Source organism: Oceanisphaera psychrotolerans (genome assembly GCF_001870485.1).
GTDB classification, from domain to species: Bacteria; Pseudomonadota; Gammaproteobacteria; order Enterobacterales; family Aeromonadaceae; genus Oceanimonas; species Oceanimonas psychrotolerans.
Genome location: NZ_MDKE01000044.1, coordinates 68,561 through 84,059, shown reverse-complemented (window position 1 = coordinate 84,059; position 15,499 = coordinate 68,561). Strand labels below are relative to the sequence as shown.

At 60.9% G+C, this 15,499-nt stretch carries 16 protein-coding genes and 1 tRNA gene; 11 read left to right on the top strand and 6 right to left on the bottom strand.

Annotation, left to right across the window (positions count from 1 at the left end):
- Nucleotides 1-76, top strand: a tRNA-His gene (locus tag BFR47_RS13705).
- Between the two features lie 203 nt (nt 77-279).
- Here BFR47_RS13705 and BFR47_RS13700 read toward each other — a convergent pair.
- From BFR47_RS13700 to pspA, 5 genes are read right to left on the bottom strand one after another with little or no spacing between them, the layout of a single operon-like run.
- Nucleotides 280-1,293, bottom strand: coding sequence for a YcjF family protein (locus BFR47_RS13700; protein WP_071473589.1), 1,014 nt, complete (start codon nt 1,291-1,293; stop codon nt 280-282).
- Nucleotides 1,290-2,693, bottom strand: a complete 1,404-nt coding sequence (locus tag BFR47_RS13695; protein WP_071473588.1) for a YcjX family GTP-binding protein — start codon at nt 2,691-2,693, stop codon at nt 1,290-1,292. Before BFR47_RS13695 ends, BFR47_RS13700 begins: the two co-directional genes overlap by 4 nt.
- Nucleotides 2,690-3,082: an envelope stress response membrane protein PspC gene (pspC, locus tag BFR47_RS13690; protein ID WP_071473587.1), complete on the bottom strand. Its 393-nt coding sequence runs from the start codon at nt 3,080-3,082 to the stop codon at nt 2,690-2,692. The genes BFR47_RS13695 and pspC overlap by 4 nt, the downstream gene beginning before the upstream one ends.
- On the bottom strand, nt 3,067-3,300 hold the full coding sequence (pspB, locus tag BFR47_RS13685; RefSeq protein ID WP_071473586.1) for an envelope stress response membrane protein PspB: 234 nt from the start codon (nt 3,298-3,300) through the stop codon (nt 3,067-3,069). The genes pspC and pspB overlap by 16 nt, the downstream gene beginning before the upstream one ends.
- Nucleotides 3,300-3,965, bottom strand: coding sequence for a phage shock protein PspA (pspA, locus tag BFR47_RS13680; RefSeq protein ID WP_071473585.1), 666 nt, complete (start codon nt 3,963-3,965; stop codon nt 3,300-3,302). Before pspA ends, pspB begins: the two co-directional genes overlap by 1 nt.
- A 206-nt stretch (nt 3,966-4,171) precedes the next feature.
- Here pspA and pspF point away from each other — a divergent pair, with 206 nt between their 5' ends.
- From pspF to BFR47_RS13650, 6 genes are read left to right on the top strand one after another with little or no spacing between them, the layout of a single operon-like run.
- Nucleotides 4,172-5,173 carry a phage shock protein operon transcriptional activator gene (gene pspF, locus BFR47_RS13675; protein WP_071473584.1) on the top strand — a complete coding sequence of 334 codons (1,002 nt, stop codon included), beginning with the start codon at nt 4,172-4,174 and terminating at the stop codon, nt 5,171-5,173.
- 2 nt (nt 5,174-5,175) lie between these two features.
- Complete coding sequence (locus tag BFR47_RS13670) at nt 5,176-6,777, top strand: ABC transporter substrate-binding protein (protein WP_071473583.1); 1,602 nt, start codon at nt 5,176-5,178, stop codon at nt 6,775-6,777.
- Nucleotides 6,778-6,779: 2 nt separating this feature from the next.
- Complete coding sequence (locus tag BFR47_RS13665) at nt 6,780-7,742, top strand: ABC transporter permease (protein ID WP_071473582.1); 963 nt, start codon at nt 6,780-6,782, stop codon at nt 7,740-7,742.
- Nucleotides 7,726-8,619, top strand: a complete 894-nt coding sequence (locus BFR47_RS13660) for an ABC transporter permease subunit (protein ID WP_071473581.1) — start codon at nt 7,726-7,728, stop codon at nt 8,617-8,619. Before BFR47_RS13665 ends, BFR47_RS13660 begins: the two co-directional genes overlap by 17 nt.
- On the top strand, nt 8,619-9,620 hold the full coding sequence (locus tag BFR47_RS13655) for a peptide ABC transporter ATP-binding protein (protein WP_071473580.1): 1,002 nt from the start codon (nt 8,619-8,621) through the stop codon (nt 9,618-9,620). The genes BFR47_RS13660 and BFR47_RS13655 overlap by 1 nt, the downstream gene beginning before the upstream one ends.
- Nucleotides 9,617-10,423, top strand: coding sequence for a peptide ABC transporter ATP-binding protein (locus BFR47_RS13650; protein WP_071473579.1), 807 nt, complete (start codon nt 9,617-9,619; stop codon nt 10,421-10,423). Before BFR47_RS13655 ends, BFR47_RS13650 begins: the two co-directional genes overlap by 4 nt.
- A 44-nt stretch (nt 10,424-10,467) precedes the next feature.
- On the opposite strand, the gene miaE is transcribed toward BFR47_RS13650, so the two are convergent.
- On the bottom strand, nt 10,468-11,292 hold the full coding sequence (miaE, locus tag BFR47_RS13645; protein ID WP_245748932.1) for a tRNA isopentenyl-2-thiomethyl-A-37 hydroxylase MiaE: 825 nt from the start codon (nt 11,290-11,292) through the stop codon (nt 10,468-10,470).
- Nucleotides 11,293-11,569: 277 nt separating this feature from the next.
- On the opposite strand from miaE, the gene rbsD reads away from it, so the two are divergent.
- From rbsD to rbsB, 4 genes are read left to right on the top strand one after another with little or no spacing between them, the layout of a single operon-like run.
- Nucleotides 11,570-11,989, top strand: a complete 420-nt coding sequence (gene rbsD / locus BFR47_RS13640; RefSeq protein ID WP_071473578.1) for a D-ribose pyranase — start codon at nt 11,570-11,572, stop codon at nt 11,987-11,989.
- A gap of 7 nt (nt 11,990-11,996) precedes the next feature.
- The gene (gene rbsA / locus BFR47_RS13635) at nt 11,997-13,499 is read left to right on the top strand and encodes a ribose ABC transporter ATP-binding protein RbsA (RefSeq protein WP_071473577.1); all 1,503 of its coding nucleotides are present in this window, start codon (nt 11,997-11,999) and stop codon (nt 13,497-13,499) included.
- A complete protein-coding gene (gene rbsC, locus BFR47_RS13630) occupies nt 13,496-14,464 on the top strand; it encodes a ribose ABC transporter permease (RefSeq protein WP_071473576.1) in 969 nt (322 codons plus the stop codon). Before rbsA ends, rbsC begins: the two co-directional genes overlap by 4 nt.
- 33 nt (nt 14,465-14,497) lie before the next feature.
- On the top strand, nt 14,498-15,379 hold the full coding sequence (rbsB, locus tag BFR47_RS13625; protein ID WP_071473575.1) for a ribose ABC transporter substrate-binding protein RbsB: 882 nt from the start codon (nt 14,498-14,500) through the stop codon (nt 15,377-15,379).
- The last annotated feature ends 120 nt before the right edge of the window (nt 15,380-15,499 follow it).

The following is a 15,499-nucleotide window of genomic DNA, read 5'->3' as shown; positions in this document are numbered from 1 at the left end:
GTGACCGTAGCTCAGTTGGTAGAGTCCCGGATTGTGATTCCGGTTGTCGCGGGTTCGAGCCCCGTCGGTCACCCCAGCTTCCGGCTCACCACCCTCAAGGCCAGCCAGACTGTGCCGCAACACCACGTCGATCCCAAACCGTCGTTAACACGCCGACTTTCCGTCCGGCTGCCTGACCCTTCCTGTAAGCCACACTATATACGGCAGTTTACACAAACGACAACCAATTTATGAAAGCGCTTACATTTTTGGCCTAGCGAGTGTTTTGTCGACCGTGACTTATTGTCCGCTGTTGGTCATCAATCGGGCCACCTTGTCGACCAGCGCCCGGCGAATACCCCCCAGCTGTTTTTTCTCATCACCCTGCCAGGGCACGGGGCGACACAAGCTCATGGTCTGCAGGCCCAGCCTGGCGGTGAGCAAACCGGCACCCACCCCCTGCCCGGCCCGGGCTGACAGTCGCCCGGCGAGCTCCAGCCCGAGCAGGTCCATACCGGCATCGATGGCCGCCTCCGATACGCCCACATACAGCATGTGATGCAACACCTGGCGGATCAGCCGCAACCGGCTCAGACCGCCCAGACGAATGCCGTAGCACTGGCTGATGTCTTCAATCATCTTCAGGTTGCGCCACAGCACCAGCAGCATGTCCACCGCCGCCAGGGGGCTGGCCGCCACCATCACCGCCGCCTCGCCGGACCATTTCAGCACCCTTGCCCGGGCCTGTCGGTCCTGCACGCTCAGCACCTGCCGGCTGTAGAGGGTGAGCACCTCGGCGTCCAGTTCCTGGTCGGTCAGGCCCTGCTGCCAGCTCTGGAAGGCATCGGAACTGTCCAGGCCGCTGCGCGCGGCCAGCTGCTCGCAGAATGGCCGCGCCTGACCACTGCCCTGCTCCGCCAGCAACTGTTCGGCTCTCGCCTGCTGACGCGACACCCGATCCAGGGTGCGCAACAGCCTCAGCTCCCGCCACAACCGGCCCAGCGCCGCCAGCGCCAGCAGTATGATGGTCAGGCTCCAGGCCACCCCGAGCAGGCGGTTGTCCTGCCAGGTCTGCCACAGACCGAGGGCGGAATGCACCAGCAACAAGGTCAGCAACAGGCCGAGGCCACTCCACCACAGCCAGTGCCGGCGACCGGGCCGCAGACTCTCGGCCAGCATCGGCTCCGGGGTCTCGTCCAGCGCGATAAAGTCATCCTGCTCCAGTAGCTGACCGGGACGCAGGGGGGCGGACTCCGGTTGTTGCTGCGATGATTTCAGCGGTTGATCCAGGATCACCTTGCCTTTCAATGTCACGATAATTTGTCTCCCAACAGAAACGCCAGCGCCTGATCCAGGCGCAAATGGGGCAGCGGCTGTTCCGGCTGCCACTCGGGCGGGGCGAATTCGGTAAAGTCGAAGCCCTGCTGCTGCCAGAAGGCCGCATCGGGCAATGATTCGGGCACCTCGCCCGGATACAGGGCCACCGCGTCCAGATTGTCCCGTCGCCGGCCTTGCAGTGCCGGTATGGTTTCGCCCCGGTGGCTGACCCGGCCGCTGCTGGTGGCGCGAATCGCCGCCAGTGCCAGGGTATGGATGTCGATGCCGGACAAGCGCGCATGCCGATGCCCGCCCCGCACCAGGGTGCCGAGCAGGGTAGCCAGCCGACCATGCTGATCCGGCGTCAGATGATCGGCCTTGGTGGCGGCAAACAGCAACTTGTCGATGCGCGGGGAAAACAGTCGTTGCCACCAGCCGCTTTTGCCGTATTCGAAGCTCTGCAAGATGGCGTTCAGCGCCCGGCGCAGATCGGCGAAGCTGTCGGGCCCGCGATTGAGCGGCGTCAGGCAGTCCACCAGCACTATCTGGCGATCGAAACCGGCAAAGAAGTCCCGATAAAAGCCCTGCACCAGATGCTTTTTGTAATGTTCGAAGCGTGCGGCCATCATGCCGTAATGGTGGCTGTCATTCAGTCCGCCCGGCGCCTCGCCCCATACCCAGGGGACAAACTGCAGCATGGGCGCATCCCGGTATTCGCCGGGCAGAATGAAACGCCCCGGTTGCACCAGATAGGCGCCGCACTCGCGCTTGATGTCGTGCAGCCACTGGGTATAGGCCGCCGCCAACGGTGCCAGTTTGCCATCGTCGGCGGGGCTGTCGGCGGCAAGTAAAGCGCCGGCCTGCAACCAGGGCGTAGCCAGCCCGGCCAGCGCCGGGGTCTGCAGCAGCTGCCGCTGTTGCTCGCTCCACTCGGCATAACTCATGCCCAGCAGTGGCAGATCCAGCAGCCATTCACCCGGGTAGTCGACGATTTCCAGATAGAGAGTGGCGGTATCCTGCAGCTTGCGCTTGAGCCGGTTTTTGGGCCGGTAACGGATGGCGAGGGTTATTTCGCTAATGCCCCGGGTCGGCTCGGGCCAGCAGGGCGGCGTGGCCGACAGCTGGTTCAGGGCCGCCTCGTAACCGAAGACCGGCACATGATGGTGTCGGCTGGGCACCCGCTGTATGCCGAGCAGCCGCCCCTCCGCCGCCGGCGGCCAATGCGGCAGACGGGCATCCAGCCCGGCGTGTTCCAGCTGGTTGACCAGGCTGGTGATAAAGGCGGTCTTGCCACTGCGGCTCAGTCCCGTTACCGCTAGCCGCAAGCGTTGGTCCAGGCCCCGCTGCACCCAGGCGCCGGCCCGGTTACGCCACTGCTCCAGTGGCGTCCTGCTCATCGATCTTTACCCAAATCATGGAATTCCCGTCGCAGACGAAACTCCCGTGAGGTCAGCAGTTGCTCCATTTTTGCCACCCGGCCATTCAGCTGCTGCAACCGGCCTTCGAGCCGGGTCAGTGCCTCTTGCGCCGACAACCCCGACTGCCAGCCGGCGGTTTTGACATGAGACTGCGGCTCCGCCTCTTCCTTCACCGGCAGATCTTCCAGCAGCAGCCAGGCGGCGATGTAGAGTACAAAGGTCAGAAAAGTGGCAAACACCAGACCGGTCAGCGCCAGCACCCGCACCAGCCAGGGCTCGACTTCGGCCTTGCGCGCAATGCCGGCACAGACGCCGCCGAGCTTGGCGTTACGCTTGTCGCGATACAGGTTTATCAAGGTTGACGCCATCCGGGTACCTCCTGATCCAGCAGCCGCTCCAGGGTGGTGACCCGCTCGGCCAATTGTTCCGCCTGCGCCAGACTCTGCTCCAGTCGTTGACGGGCAGTCTCGTCCAGCCCCTCGTCGAGCCGGCGCTTGCTGCGATAATGCAGCACCAGCCAGATGGGCACCACCAGAAACAGAAAGATATTCAAGGGGGCCACCAGGGCCCAGGCCAGCTCCGACATCAGTGCTCCTCATTCTTGCTCATTTTGGCTTTCAGTTTATCCAGCTCCTGGGTAATGGCGTCGTCCACCTCCAGCTCGGCAAAGGACTGCTCCAGACCCTTGCTCTGGTGGTACAAATCCGCCCGGGCTTCCAGCTCGTCTATCTTGCGCTCCATCCGATCGAACTTGTCGACCGACGAAGAGGTTTCGCTGTGGCGTACCCGCTCCTGCACCTTGATGCGGCTCTGGGCGCTGCGCTCACGCAACTGCATCGCCTGCTGGCGTGAACGGGCATCGACCAGCTTGGCTTCCAGGGCGCCGATGGCCTCCGACAGCTTGTTGATGCCTTCTTCCACCGCCAGGTGCTCATGCTCCAGAGCCTTCAGCAGCTCGCTCTGCTTGCTCTTTTCCAGCAAGGCGGCCCGGGCCAGATCGTCGCGTTCGCGGCTCAGGGCCAGCTCGGCCTTGCCCTGCCAATCGCTCATCCGCTCCCGGTGCCGCTCAATCTGACGCAGTAGATCTTTTTTCTCGGCCAGAAAACGGGCCAGATTGGAACGCTCGCGCACCAGCTCGTCTTCCATTTCCTGGATGATCAGCCGTACCATCTTGGCCGGATCTTCGGCCTTGTCCAGCAGGGAGTTGAGATTGGCGTTGATGATGTCCGCCAGTCGGGAAAATATGCTCATGGTGCTGTCTCCTCGATACAGGTTGATAGGGGCAACGTGAAAGTGACGTGCCACTATCCATGACATAAACAAGTTACATGCCAACCAGACAAAAACCACTAATCATCTGAAATATCGATAAAAATTATCAGCCGCCGAGATGTCGATGTTGGCCACTACAGGCGAATAACGCTATCATCTGGTAAATTTCGCCACTCTGATGTGCCATGACAGACAATGATCTGATCGGTCAATCCAATCCCCTGCTCCAGGTATTGGAGCAGGTCTCGCTGCTGGCACCACTGAACAGGCCGATACTGGTGGTGGGTGAGCGCGGCACCGGCAAGGAGCTGATCGCCCACCGGTTGCATTATCTGTCACCCCGCTGGCAGCAGCCCTTTGTTTCTCTCAACTGCGCCACCCTGGCCGAGACGCTGCTGGAAAGCGAACTGTTCGGTCACGAGGCCGGCGCCTTTACCGGCGCCCAGAAACGCCACCAGGGCCGCTTTGAACGGGCCGATGGCGGCACCCTGTTTCTCGATGAGCTGGCCAGCACCAGCCCGCGGGTGCAGGAAAAGCTGCTCAGGGTGATCGAATACGGAGAATTCGAGCGGGTCGGCGGCAGCCAGCCGGTATCGGCAAACGTGCGGCTGCTGTGCGCGACCAACCAGGATCTGCCCATGCTGGCGCAAAAGGGGGACTTTCGCGCCGATCTGCTTGATAGACTGGCCTTCGATGTGGTTACATTGCCGCCCCTGCGAGCCCGGGGTGACGATATTTTGCGCCTGGCCGAGCATTTTGCCGTTAATCTTTGTATGGAGCTGGGTTGGCCGCTGTTTGCCGGTTTTTCTCCCGGCGTGCGCCGGCAACTGCTGGCCCATGACTGGCCGGGCAATGTGCGGGAACTCAAGAACGTGGTCGAGCGTAGCCTGTATCATCATGGTCAGCCGGAGATGGCACTGGACGAGTTGTATCTGGATCCCTTCGTCTCTCCCTGGCGCCCGGCGCCACCGGCGCGGATCAGCACCGATGCCGCGCTGCCGCTCGATCTCAAGGCCCATCTGGCACAAGAAGAAATACGGCTGCTCAAGGCCGCGCTGGAACAGGCCCGCTATCATCAGCGACAGGCCGCCGAGCTGCTGGGCCTGAGTTATCATCAGCTACGCGGCCTGTTGCGTAAATATGCCTCCCTGTTGCCGATGGGCGAGCAGGCAGAACACAAGGATTAAGCATGCGTTTATGGCTCTGCGGCCTGTTGACCACCCTGCTGCTGGCGGGCTGTGATAGCGGCAATCGACAACTGGCGAACGAAAGCCTGCTCTATTGTATCGAAGGATCGCCGCTCACCTTTAACCCGCAGTTGGTGACCTCTACCGAAACCCTGGACGCCACCGCCCATCAGCTCTACGACCGGCTGCTGGAGATCACGCCCGACAGTCAGCATCCGATACCGGCGCTGGCCACCGCCTGGGAGCGCAGCGAGGACGGCCTGCGCTATCGCTTTACCCTGCGCCCCGGGGTCACCTTTCATCACACCGACTGGTTCAGCCCCAGCCGCCCACTGACCGCCGAGGATGTGGTCTTTACCTTCGCCCGCCTGATCGACAGGCAACACCCCTATCATGGTGTCAGTGGCGGCCGTTATCCGTTTTTCGACAGCATCGGCTGGCATGAGCTGGTCAGCGAAGTGCGGGCCCTCGGCGAGCATCAGGTGGAATTTGTACTCAGCCGCCCCAATGCCTCCTTTCTGACCAACCTGGCCACCGACTATGCGGTCATACTGTCGGCGGAATATGGCCAGCAGCTGCTGACGGCCGGCACACCACAACTGATCGATCAGCAACCGGTTGGCACCGGTCCCTTTCTGCTCAGCCAATACCGGCCCGATGAATTCATCCGCTACTACCGCCACCCAAGCTACTGGCGCGGCAGTGCCCGGCTGGCGCAGCTGGTGTTCGACATTACTCCCAAGTCGTCCAAACGGCTGGCCAAGCTGCTCACCGGCGAATGCGATGTGATGGCCCATCCGGCCACCAGTCAGCTGTCGGTGATCAAGCAGCATTCCGAGCTGGCCTTAAGCCATGCCACCGGCATGAACGTGGCGGTGCTGGCGTTCAATACCGAAAAACCGCCCTTTAACGATGTGCGGGTGCGCAAGGCCCTGAGCCTGGCCCTGAACCGGGCCGATATTCTGCAGGCCGTGTACTTCGATATTGGCTCCCTGGCCGAGTCGTTGCTGCCGCCGGTATCCTGGGGCTACCACCCCAATCTGTTGATGCCACTGCCGGATCAGGACCGGGCCCGCTGGTTGCTGGAGCAGGCCGGCCTGAGTCAGGGCTTCGAGATGACATTGTTGGTCCCCGCCGGCGCCCGGACCTACAACCCGGACGGGCTCAAGACCGGCCAGTTGATCCAGCGTCGGCTGGGCGAGCTGGGTATCACCGTCAAACTGCTCAGTCTGGAAGAACAGATCCTGCGCCGGGAACTGCTCGAGGGGCATCAGGATGCGGTGCTGACCGGCTGGTCCGCCGACACGTCGGATCCGGACAACATGCTGCGTAACCTGCTCAGCTGCCAGGCCATTGCCGCCGGTACCAACGCCAGCCGCTGGTGTCATCCCCTGTTCGAACAACAGCTGGATCTGGCGCTGGCCGAACCGCAACTGGTACGCCGTATCCAACATTATCAACTGGCACAGGAACTGGCCTTTCAGGACATGGCCGTGATCCCCCTGGTGCACAGCCTGCGGTTGCAGGCCTATCGCAAACAGGTTCAGGGATTCCGTCTGCTACCCTATGGCGGTGTCGCCCTTCATCAGGCCTACAAGGAGTAGTCATGCTGCCTTATCTGTTGCGGCGAGTTTACCTGCTGTTGACCACCCTGATCACCCTGACCCTGATCGCCTACGCCCTGGAATACCACTTGCTGAGCCAGGGACAAGTCGATTTCTGGCCCGGTTATCAACGCTTTGTACTGCAGTTGCTGGCCGGTGATTTCGGCATTTCCAGCGCCACCGGCCTGCCGGTGCTGGGCGCGCTGAACCAGTATTTTCCCGCTACCCTGGAGCTGTGTCTGGCGGCCTTTACCCTCTCGCTGCTGGTGGGGGTACCCGCCGGCACCCTCGCCGCCCTGCGTCAGGGCCGCTGGCAGGATACGGTGATCCTTACCGGTACCCTGATTGGCTATTCGGTACCGGTATTCTGGCTGGGGTTGCTGCTGGTGATGTTTTTCTCACTCCATCTGGGCTGGCTGCCGGTGTCCGGCCAGATCAGCCTGTTGTATGATATAGAGCCGGTGACCGGCATCATGACCGTGGATACGCTGCTGTCCGACAGCGACTATCGCTGGCCTGCCTTTCTCGACGCCCTTCGCCACCTGATACTGCCGGCGCTGGTGCTGGCCATAGTGCCGACCACCGAGGTCATTCGCCAGATCCGCAGCGCCCTGCTGGAGGTGCTCAAGCAAAACTATATCCGTGCCGCCCTGACCAAGGGCCTGAGTGAGACCCATGTGATACTGCGCCACGGCCTGCGCAACGCCTTTCCCATGGCCATTCCCACCCTGGGCCTGCAGTTTGGCACCGTGCTGACCTCGGCGATCATGACCGAAATCGTGTTCGACTGGCCCGGCCTCGGTCGCTGGCTGGTCACCAGCATCGCGCTGCAGGATTATGCCGCCATCAAGGGGGGCACCCTGGCCATCGCCACCTTTACCATAGTGGTGAGCGTCACCGTGGATGTGGTCTCTACCCTGATTTACCCGGCCAGAAGGAAAGCGCTTTATGCCACCCAGGGCTAATATTTACCCGGAATTACGTGTTCGTTCACCGCGCGAACAGGCCTGGGGACTGTTTCGCAAGAATACCCTGGCCATGATCGGCCTGTGGGGGGTAGTGCTACTGTCTCTGCTGACCCTGTTTGGCCCCTGGCTGGCCCCCTATGCCCCCTACGAGCAATTCAGCCAGGCATTGCTGATGCCGCCCTCTTGGTCTGACGAAGGCAATATCGACTTCTTTCTCGGTACCGACGATCTGGGCCGCGACATGCTGTCGCGGCTGGTGTTAGGTGCCCGGCTCACCTTCGGCAACGGGGTACTGGCGGTACTGGTGGCACTGCTGGTGGGCGGTTGCATCGGTATTATCGGTGGCATGAGCAAAGGACTGAAAGCCAGTATTCTCAATCACCTGCTCGATACACTGCTCTCTATCCCCTCACTGCTGCTGGCCATTATTTTCGTCGCCATTCTGGGACCGGGACTGTTCAATACCCTGATCGCCATCACCCTGGCGCTGGTCCCGCAGTTTGTTCGTGCCATCTATAATGCCGTGTCTCAGGAGATGCAGAAGGAATACATTACCGCCCTGCGCCTCGATGGGGCCAAACACTGGCGTATACTCAGGTTTGGCATCCTGCCCAACCTGAGCGACACCATCGTCAGCCAGACTACCCGTGGACTGTCCTCCGCCATTCTGGACATTACCGCCGTGGGGTTTCTCGGCCTCGGCGCCCAGCCGCCTCGTCCCGAATGGGGCGCCATGTTGTCGGACGCCATGGAACTGGTCTATCTGGCCCCCTGGACCGTCACACTGCCCGGGCTGGCCATTCTGCTGACGGTACTGGTAATCAACATGGTCGGTGAAGGTCTGCGGCAGGCGATTAACGAGGTAATGGACTGATGCCGCTTCTGGATATTCGTAATCTCACCATCGAAATAGAAACCCCCCAGGGGTTGGTCAAGGCCGTGGACAAATTCAGCCTGACCCTGGCCGACGGCGAAATCCGCGGCCTGGTCGGTGAGTCCGGCTCGGGCAAGAGCCTGGTGGCCGAAACCATCGTCGGCATCGAAAAAGACACCTGGCGCGTCACCGCCGATCGCATGTATCTCGACAATATCGACCTGCTCAGCCTGTCTCCAAAGGAACGACGACGCATCATGGGCCGGGATATCGCCATGGTATTTCAGGAGCCTTCCAGTTGCCTGGATCCGTCCGAACGTATCGGCGCCCAGCTGGAGGAAGCCATTCCTTCCCGCAGCTTTCAGGGCAAGTGGTGGCAACGCTGGCACTGGCGCCGCAAACAGGCCATCGGGCTGCTGCACCGGGTAGGGATCCGTGACCACCGGATGGTGATGAATGCCTACCCCTTCGAGTTGTCGGAAGGTGTCTGCCAGAAGGTGATGATCGCCATGGCCATCGCCAATCAGCCCAAGCTGCTGGTGGCGGATGAGCCGACCAACGCCATGGAGGCCTCCAATCAGGCCCAGATCCTGCGGTTGCTGGAGCGGGTCAACAAGTTATCGGGCACCACCATTCTGCTGGTCAACAACGACATGACCACCTTTGCTCGGCTGACCCACAACATCACCGTGATGTATTGCGGCCAAACGGTGGAGTCCGGTACCCGGGAGCAGATCCTGACCCGCCCCCATCATCCCTATACCGCCGCCCTGCTGAAGATGATGCCGGAACTGGACGGCACCCTGCCGCACAAATCACGACTCAACATATTGCCGGGGGTGGTACCGCCGTTGCAAAGCCTGCCCATCGGCTGCCGGCTGGGACCCCGCTGCCCCAATGCCCAGAAACAATGCGTGATCACCCCGCCCCTGGCCAAGGTCAAGGGTCATGCCTATTACTGCCATTTTCCGCTCAATATGCCAAAAGGTAAGTCCAGATGAGCCAGGTCCCATTGCTCAAGGTCGATAATCTCAGCAAGGCATTCGTGACCCACAGCGGACTGTTTCGCAAGGTCACCAAAACCGCCTTTCATCCGCTGTGTTTTACCCTGGAGCAGGGGCAGACGCTGGCGATAATGGGCGATTCGGGCTCGGGTAAAAGTACCCTGGCCAAGGTGCTGGCAGGCGTACTGGCGCCGACCAAGGGCTGTGTCTATATCGACGGTGAAAAAATCGGGCCGGGCGACGACAAGAAACGCTGCAAACTGCTGCGCATGATTTTCCAGGATTCCAATACCTCGCTCAATCCGCGTAGCCGCATCGGCCAGATCCTGGAAACCCCGCTCAGCCTGAATACCAGCCTGGATGCAGAGCAGCGCGAAACCCTGGCGCTGGATACCCTGCGCATGGTGGGATTATTACCGGATCACTACCATTTCTACCCGCAAATGATTTCCGCCGGCCAGAAACAGCGGGTCGCGCTGGCCCGGGCGCTGATCCTGTCTCCCAAAATCATCGTCGCCGACGAGGCCATCTCCACCCTGGATATTTCGGTGCGTTCCCAAATCATAAACCTGCTGCTCAGCCTGCAGAGTCGGCTGGGGTTATCTTACGTGCTGGTGGCCAACGACCTGGGCGTGGTACGCCATATCAGTGATCAGGTGATCCTGATGCACGAGGGTTATGTAGTGGAAGCCGGCCCCACCCACAAGGTGCTGACCAACCCCCAGAGCGAACAGGGCCTGCGCCTGCTGCAGAATTACCACAACGAATATCGCTGGCATCACGACGATGCCAAGCGCTGATAGCCGTCGGGTTGATGCGTGACACCTCGGCCAAAGGGTCCGCTCTACCGACTCGCCGTGAATCCTTTCATGGCGGCTGTGTTGCCTCTGGAACCATGGCCTACAGGTACGCCGCTGTGAAAACGCAGCTCTTCGTCGGTTGCCTGTATCAGCTCCGCCTCCCGGGCGCCGAAAAACGCCACCCGCTCATCGATATTCTGGCCGCTGTAGTCCGCGGCCAGGGTCAGGTAATCCTGGTAATGGCGGGCTTCGGAGCGCAGCAGCGACACATAGAAGCGGCTCAGCTCCTCATCCAGATAAGGCGCCAGCCGGGCGAAACGCTCGCAGGAGCGGGCCTCGATATAGGCACCGATGATCAGCCGGTCGACGATGGCCGCCGGCTCGTGGGTACGCACGTGCTGTAACAGCCCCCTCGCATAACCGGATGCCGACAGGGTGCTGTATTCGATGCCTCTGGCAGCCATGATCTCCAGTACCTGCTCGAAATGGTGCAGTTCCTCCTGGATCAAACGCACCATTTTCACCAGCAAGTCATTCTTGTCCAGTTCGTCAAACACCCGCCGGTTATCGCCGATCAGCGCCTGCTTGCCCAGCACCTCGCCCTTCTCCGGCAAGGCGTCGAGCGACTTGTAAAAATCCAGGTTAGGCAACAACTTGCGTTTTTCTTTCGGTAGACAGTAACGCCGCACCAGGCTGTGGGCGCTCATCGCCGCCTTCATCTCGCAGTTGGCATGATCCACCAGCAGGGCGGGCAGGTGTTCCGGTTTGCGTGCTTCTGCAACCCAGGCATCCGGCGTCTCACAATGCAAAAAAGCGTGAATGGGCGCCAGCAACTGGCTAAACTCGGTCGTCAGGAAATTCGGAAGCAAAGTAAGCACCTATAAAATGGTTCTGCATGACACCCTGCCGGGTGGGTAATGGCACTATTTTATCAAGTCACGAGCATGACCACAGCCAAAAATACCCGCCGCCGACGTCCCTGTCCGGTAACTTTACTTCTGTGAACGGTTTCACATTTCCCTGCTCCACGCGCACAGAAAACCGATTTCTTGTCTACAATGCGGCCATCGAATCGATTGCGTAACCGTTTCGCTCACCATTTCTGGTTCATTTTCGGAGCTAGCGGCTCCAGAACAAGGCAATATCGTGAAGAAAACCACCTTACTTAACAGTCATTTATCGGCACTGGTCGCCAGCGTAGGTCATACCGACGAAATCGTGCTGGCCGATGCCGGGCTGCCCATACCCGCCGGCCCCCAGCGTATCGATCTGGCGGTGAGCCCCGGGCTGCCCGGATTGCAGCCGATGCTGGCGGCACTGCTGAGCGAGTTGCAGCTGGAAGCGGTGGTACTGGCGGAAGAAATAAAAACCGTCAGCCCCGATCTGCACCGGCAACTACTGGCGCAACTGGCCGAAGCCGCCGCCATCCAGGGCCGGGACATCCCGGTGACCTATATCAGCCACGCGGCATTCAAGCAGCAAAATGCCGAGGCCAAAGCCGTGGTTCGCACCGGCGAATGCACCCCTTACGCCAACATCATACTGCGCTGCGGCGTTCCTTTCTGAGGTGAACATGGAACCCATACTGTCTCTCTCCGGCATCGACAAGGCCTTTCCCGGCGTCAAGGCGCTGGATCAGGCCGGGCTCAATGTGTATCCAGGCCAGGTCATGGCGCTGATGGGCGAAAATGGCGCCGGCAAGTCCACCATGATGAAGGTGCTCACCGGCATCTACCAGGCGGACGCCGGCGAGATCCGCTATCGTGGCCAGCCCTGTCGCTTCAAGGGCCCTCGCGACTCGCAACAGGCCGGTATCGGCATCATTCATCAGGAACTTAACCTGCTGGACGAGCTGACCATCGCCGAGAATATCTTTCTCGGCCGCGAGCCGGTCAATGGCTTCGGTAAACTCGACTGGACCCGGCTCTACGCCGACGCCCAGGCTTTGCTGGATCGGTTGCAAATCCGTCATTCACCCAGAACCCGGGTCGGTGATCTGAGCATCGGCGCCCAGCAGATGGTGGAGATTGCCAAGGCACTGTCGTTCAAGGCCGACGTCATCATCATGGACGAACCTACCGATGCCCTGACCGATACCGAAACCCGGGCCCTGTTCCGGGTGATTGAAGAGCTGCGCGCCGATGGGTGCGGCATCGTCTATATCTCCCACCGACTGGCGGAAATCTTCGAGATCTGCGACCGGGTCACCATATTGCGCGATGGCAAGTGGATCGGCGAAGAGGCGGTGAACGATATCGACGAAGACCGGCTGATCGAAATGATGGTCGGCCGCAAACTGGACGAGCAATACCCTCGCGTCACCGTGACTCAGGGACCGGAAGTGCTGAAGGTGAAACACCTCGCCGCCGACGGGGTAAAAGACGTCAGTTTCAGCCTGCATCAGGGCGAAATCCTCGGCTTTTCCGGGCTGATGGGCGCCGGTCGCACCGAACTGGTGAAAACCCTGTACGGTGCCCTGCCCCGTACCGCCGGCACCGTCTGGCTGGCCGGCAACCCCTATCATGCCAATAGTCCCCAGCAGGGGCTGGCCGCCGGTATCGCCTATATTTCGGAGGACCGCAAGGGCGATGGTCTGGTGCTGGACTTATCGGTCAAGATCAACATGAGCCTGTCGGCGCTGGCCGAACTGAGCCGGGGGCCCCAGCTCGATCACCAGGCCGAGCGCGGTGCGGTGGACGAGTTCATTTCGCTGTTCAAGATCCGTACCCCGGGCCGGGAGCAGCTGATCGGCAACCTGTCCGGTGGCAACCAGCAGAAGGTGGCCATCGCCAAGGGACTGATGACCCGCCCTCGTGTTCTGATCCTCGACGAACCCACCCGTGGCGTCGACGTGGGCGCCAAGAAAGAAATCTATCAGCTGATCAACCGCTTCAAGCAGGAAGGCATGGCCATTATTCTGGTGTCGTCCGACATGCCGGAAGTACTGGGGATCAGTGACCGTATCATGGTAATGCACGAAGGTCGCATTGCCGGTGAATTCAACGCCACCACCGCGACCCAGGAACAACTGCTGGCCGCCGCCGTGGGTCAGACTCAACAAGAGGAAAATACATGAACTCTCCCGCCCTTGACGGCAGCCGCCGCTGGTTCAGCAAGGAATGGTTGATTGCCCAGAAATCGCTGATCGCCCTGCTGGTGCTGATTGCGGTGGTCTCTGCGCTGAGCCCCAACTTTTTCACCGTCGACAACCTGCTCAACATTCTGCGCCAGACTTCGGTCAACGCCATCATCGCCGTGGGCATGACCCTGGTGATCCTCACCGCCGGCATCGATCTCAGCGTCGGCTCGGTGCTGGCCCTGTGCGGCGCCTTTGCCGCCAGTATGGTGTCGATGGAGCTGTCCATCTTCATTACCCTGCCGGCCGTGCTGCTGGCCGGTTTTGCCCTGGGCGGCGTCAGCGGCATCATCGTTGCCAAAGGCCGGGTACAGGCCTTTATCGCCACCCTGGTCACCATGACCCTGCTGCGCGGCGTGACCATGGTCTATACCGAGGGTCGCCCCATTTCCACCGGCTTTACCGATGCCGGCGATATCTTCGCCTGGTTCGGCACCGGCTATGTATTCGGCATTCCGGTACCGGTGTGGCTGATGGCCGTAACCTTTCTCGGCGCCTGGTACCTGCTCAACCACACCCGCTTCGGCCGCTACATCTATGCGGTAGGCGGTAACGAAGCGGCGGCGCGACTGTCGGGCATCAACGTCGCCCGGGTCAAGATGGGCGTCTATGCCATCTGCGGCATGCTGTCGGCACTGGCGGCCATCATCGTCACCAGCCGGCTGTCATCGGCCCAGCCGACCGCCGGCACCAGCTACGAGCTGGACGCCATCGCCGCCGTGGTACTGGGCGGTACCAGCCTGGCCGGCGGCAAGGGCGCCATCATGGGCACCCTGATCGGCGCCTTGATCATCGGTTTTCTGAACAACGCCCTCAACCTGCTGGATGTATCCTCCTACTATCAGATGATCGCCAAGGCTGCGGTAATTCTGCTGGCAGTACTGGTCGACAACAAACACAGATAACTTCACACCACGATACCAAAAGGAAGCTGAATCATGAAAAAAATGACGACCCTGCTCTCCGCCGCCCTGATAAGCGCCACCATGACCTCCGGCGCCTATGCCAAAGATACCCTGGCGCTGGTGATCTCCACCCTCAACAACCCTTTCTTCGTGACCATGAAGGAAGGCGCCGAGCAAAAGGCAGAAGAGCTTGGCTATGATCTGATCGTGCTGGACTCCCAGAACGACCCCGCCAAGGAGCTGGCCAACGTGGAAGACCTGAGCGTCCGCGGCGCCAAGGTACTGCTGATTAACCCCACCGACTCCGATGCGGTGACCAACGCCATTCGTCTGGCCAACGGGGCCGGCTTGCCGGTACTGACTCTGGACCGCGCCGCCACTCGCGGTGAGGTGGTGTCTCATATCGCCTCCGACAACGTGGCCGGCGGCAAGATGGCCGGTGACTATATCGCCGAGCAGGTGGGTGCCAACGCTCGCGTGATCCAGCTGGAAGGCATTGCCGGCACCAGCGCCGCCCGTGAGCGCGGTGAAGGTTTCGCCCAGGCCGTGACCGAGCACGGTTTTGAACTGCTGGCCAGCCAGCCGGCCGACTTCGATCGCACCAAAGGCCTGAACGTGATGGAAAACCTGCTGACCGGCAACCCGACGGTACAGGCAGTCTTCGCCCAGAACGACGAAATGGCGCTGGGTGCCCTGCGCGCGCTGCAGGCAGCCAACAAGAAAGAGGTGATAATCGTCGGCTTTGACGGCACCGAAGACGGCATCAAGGCGGTACAAGGCGGCCGTCTGGCAGCCACCATCGCCCAGCAACCCGATGCCATCGGCGCCATCGCCGTGGAAACCGCAGACAAGGTGCTGAAGGGTGAAACCGTGGCCAGCCATATTCCGGTTCCGCTGCAGGTGATCAGCGAGTAAGGCATCTGCGGAATGGCATTGTCCCTGTATCGACAACGCCACTCCCGAGCACAAAAGTTGTCATTCCCGCACAGAAACTTGTCTTTCCCGTACAGAAACCTGTCACTCCCGCGAAAGCGG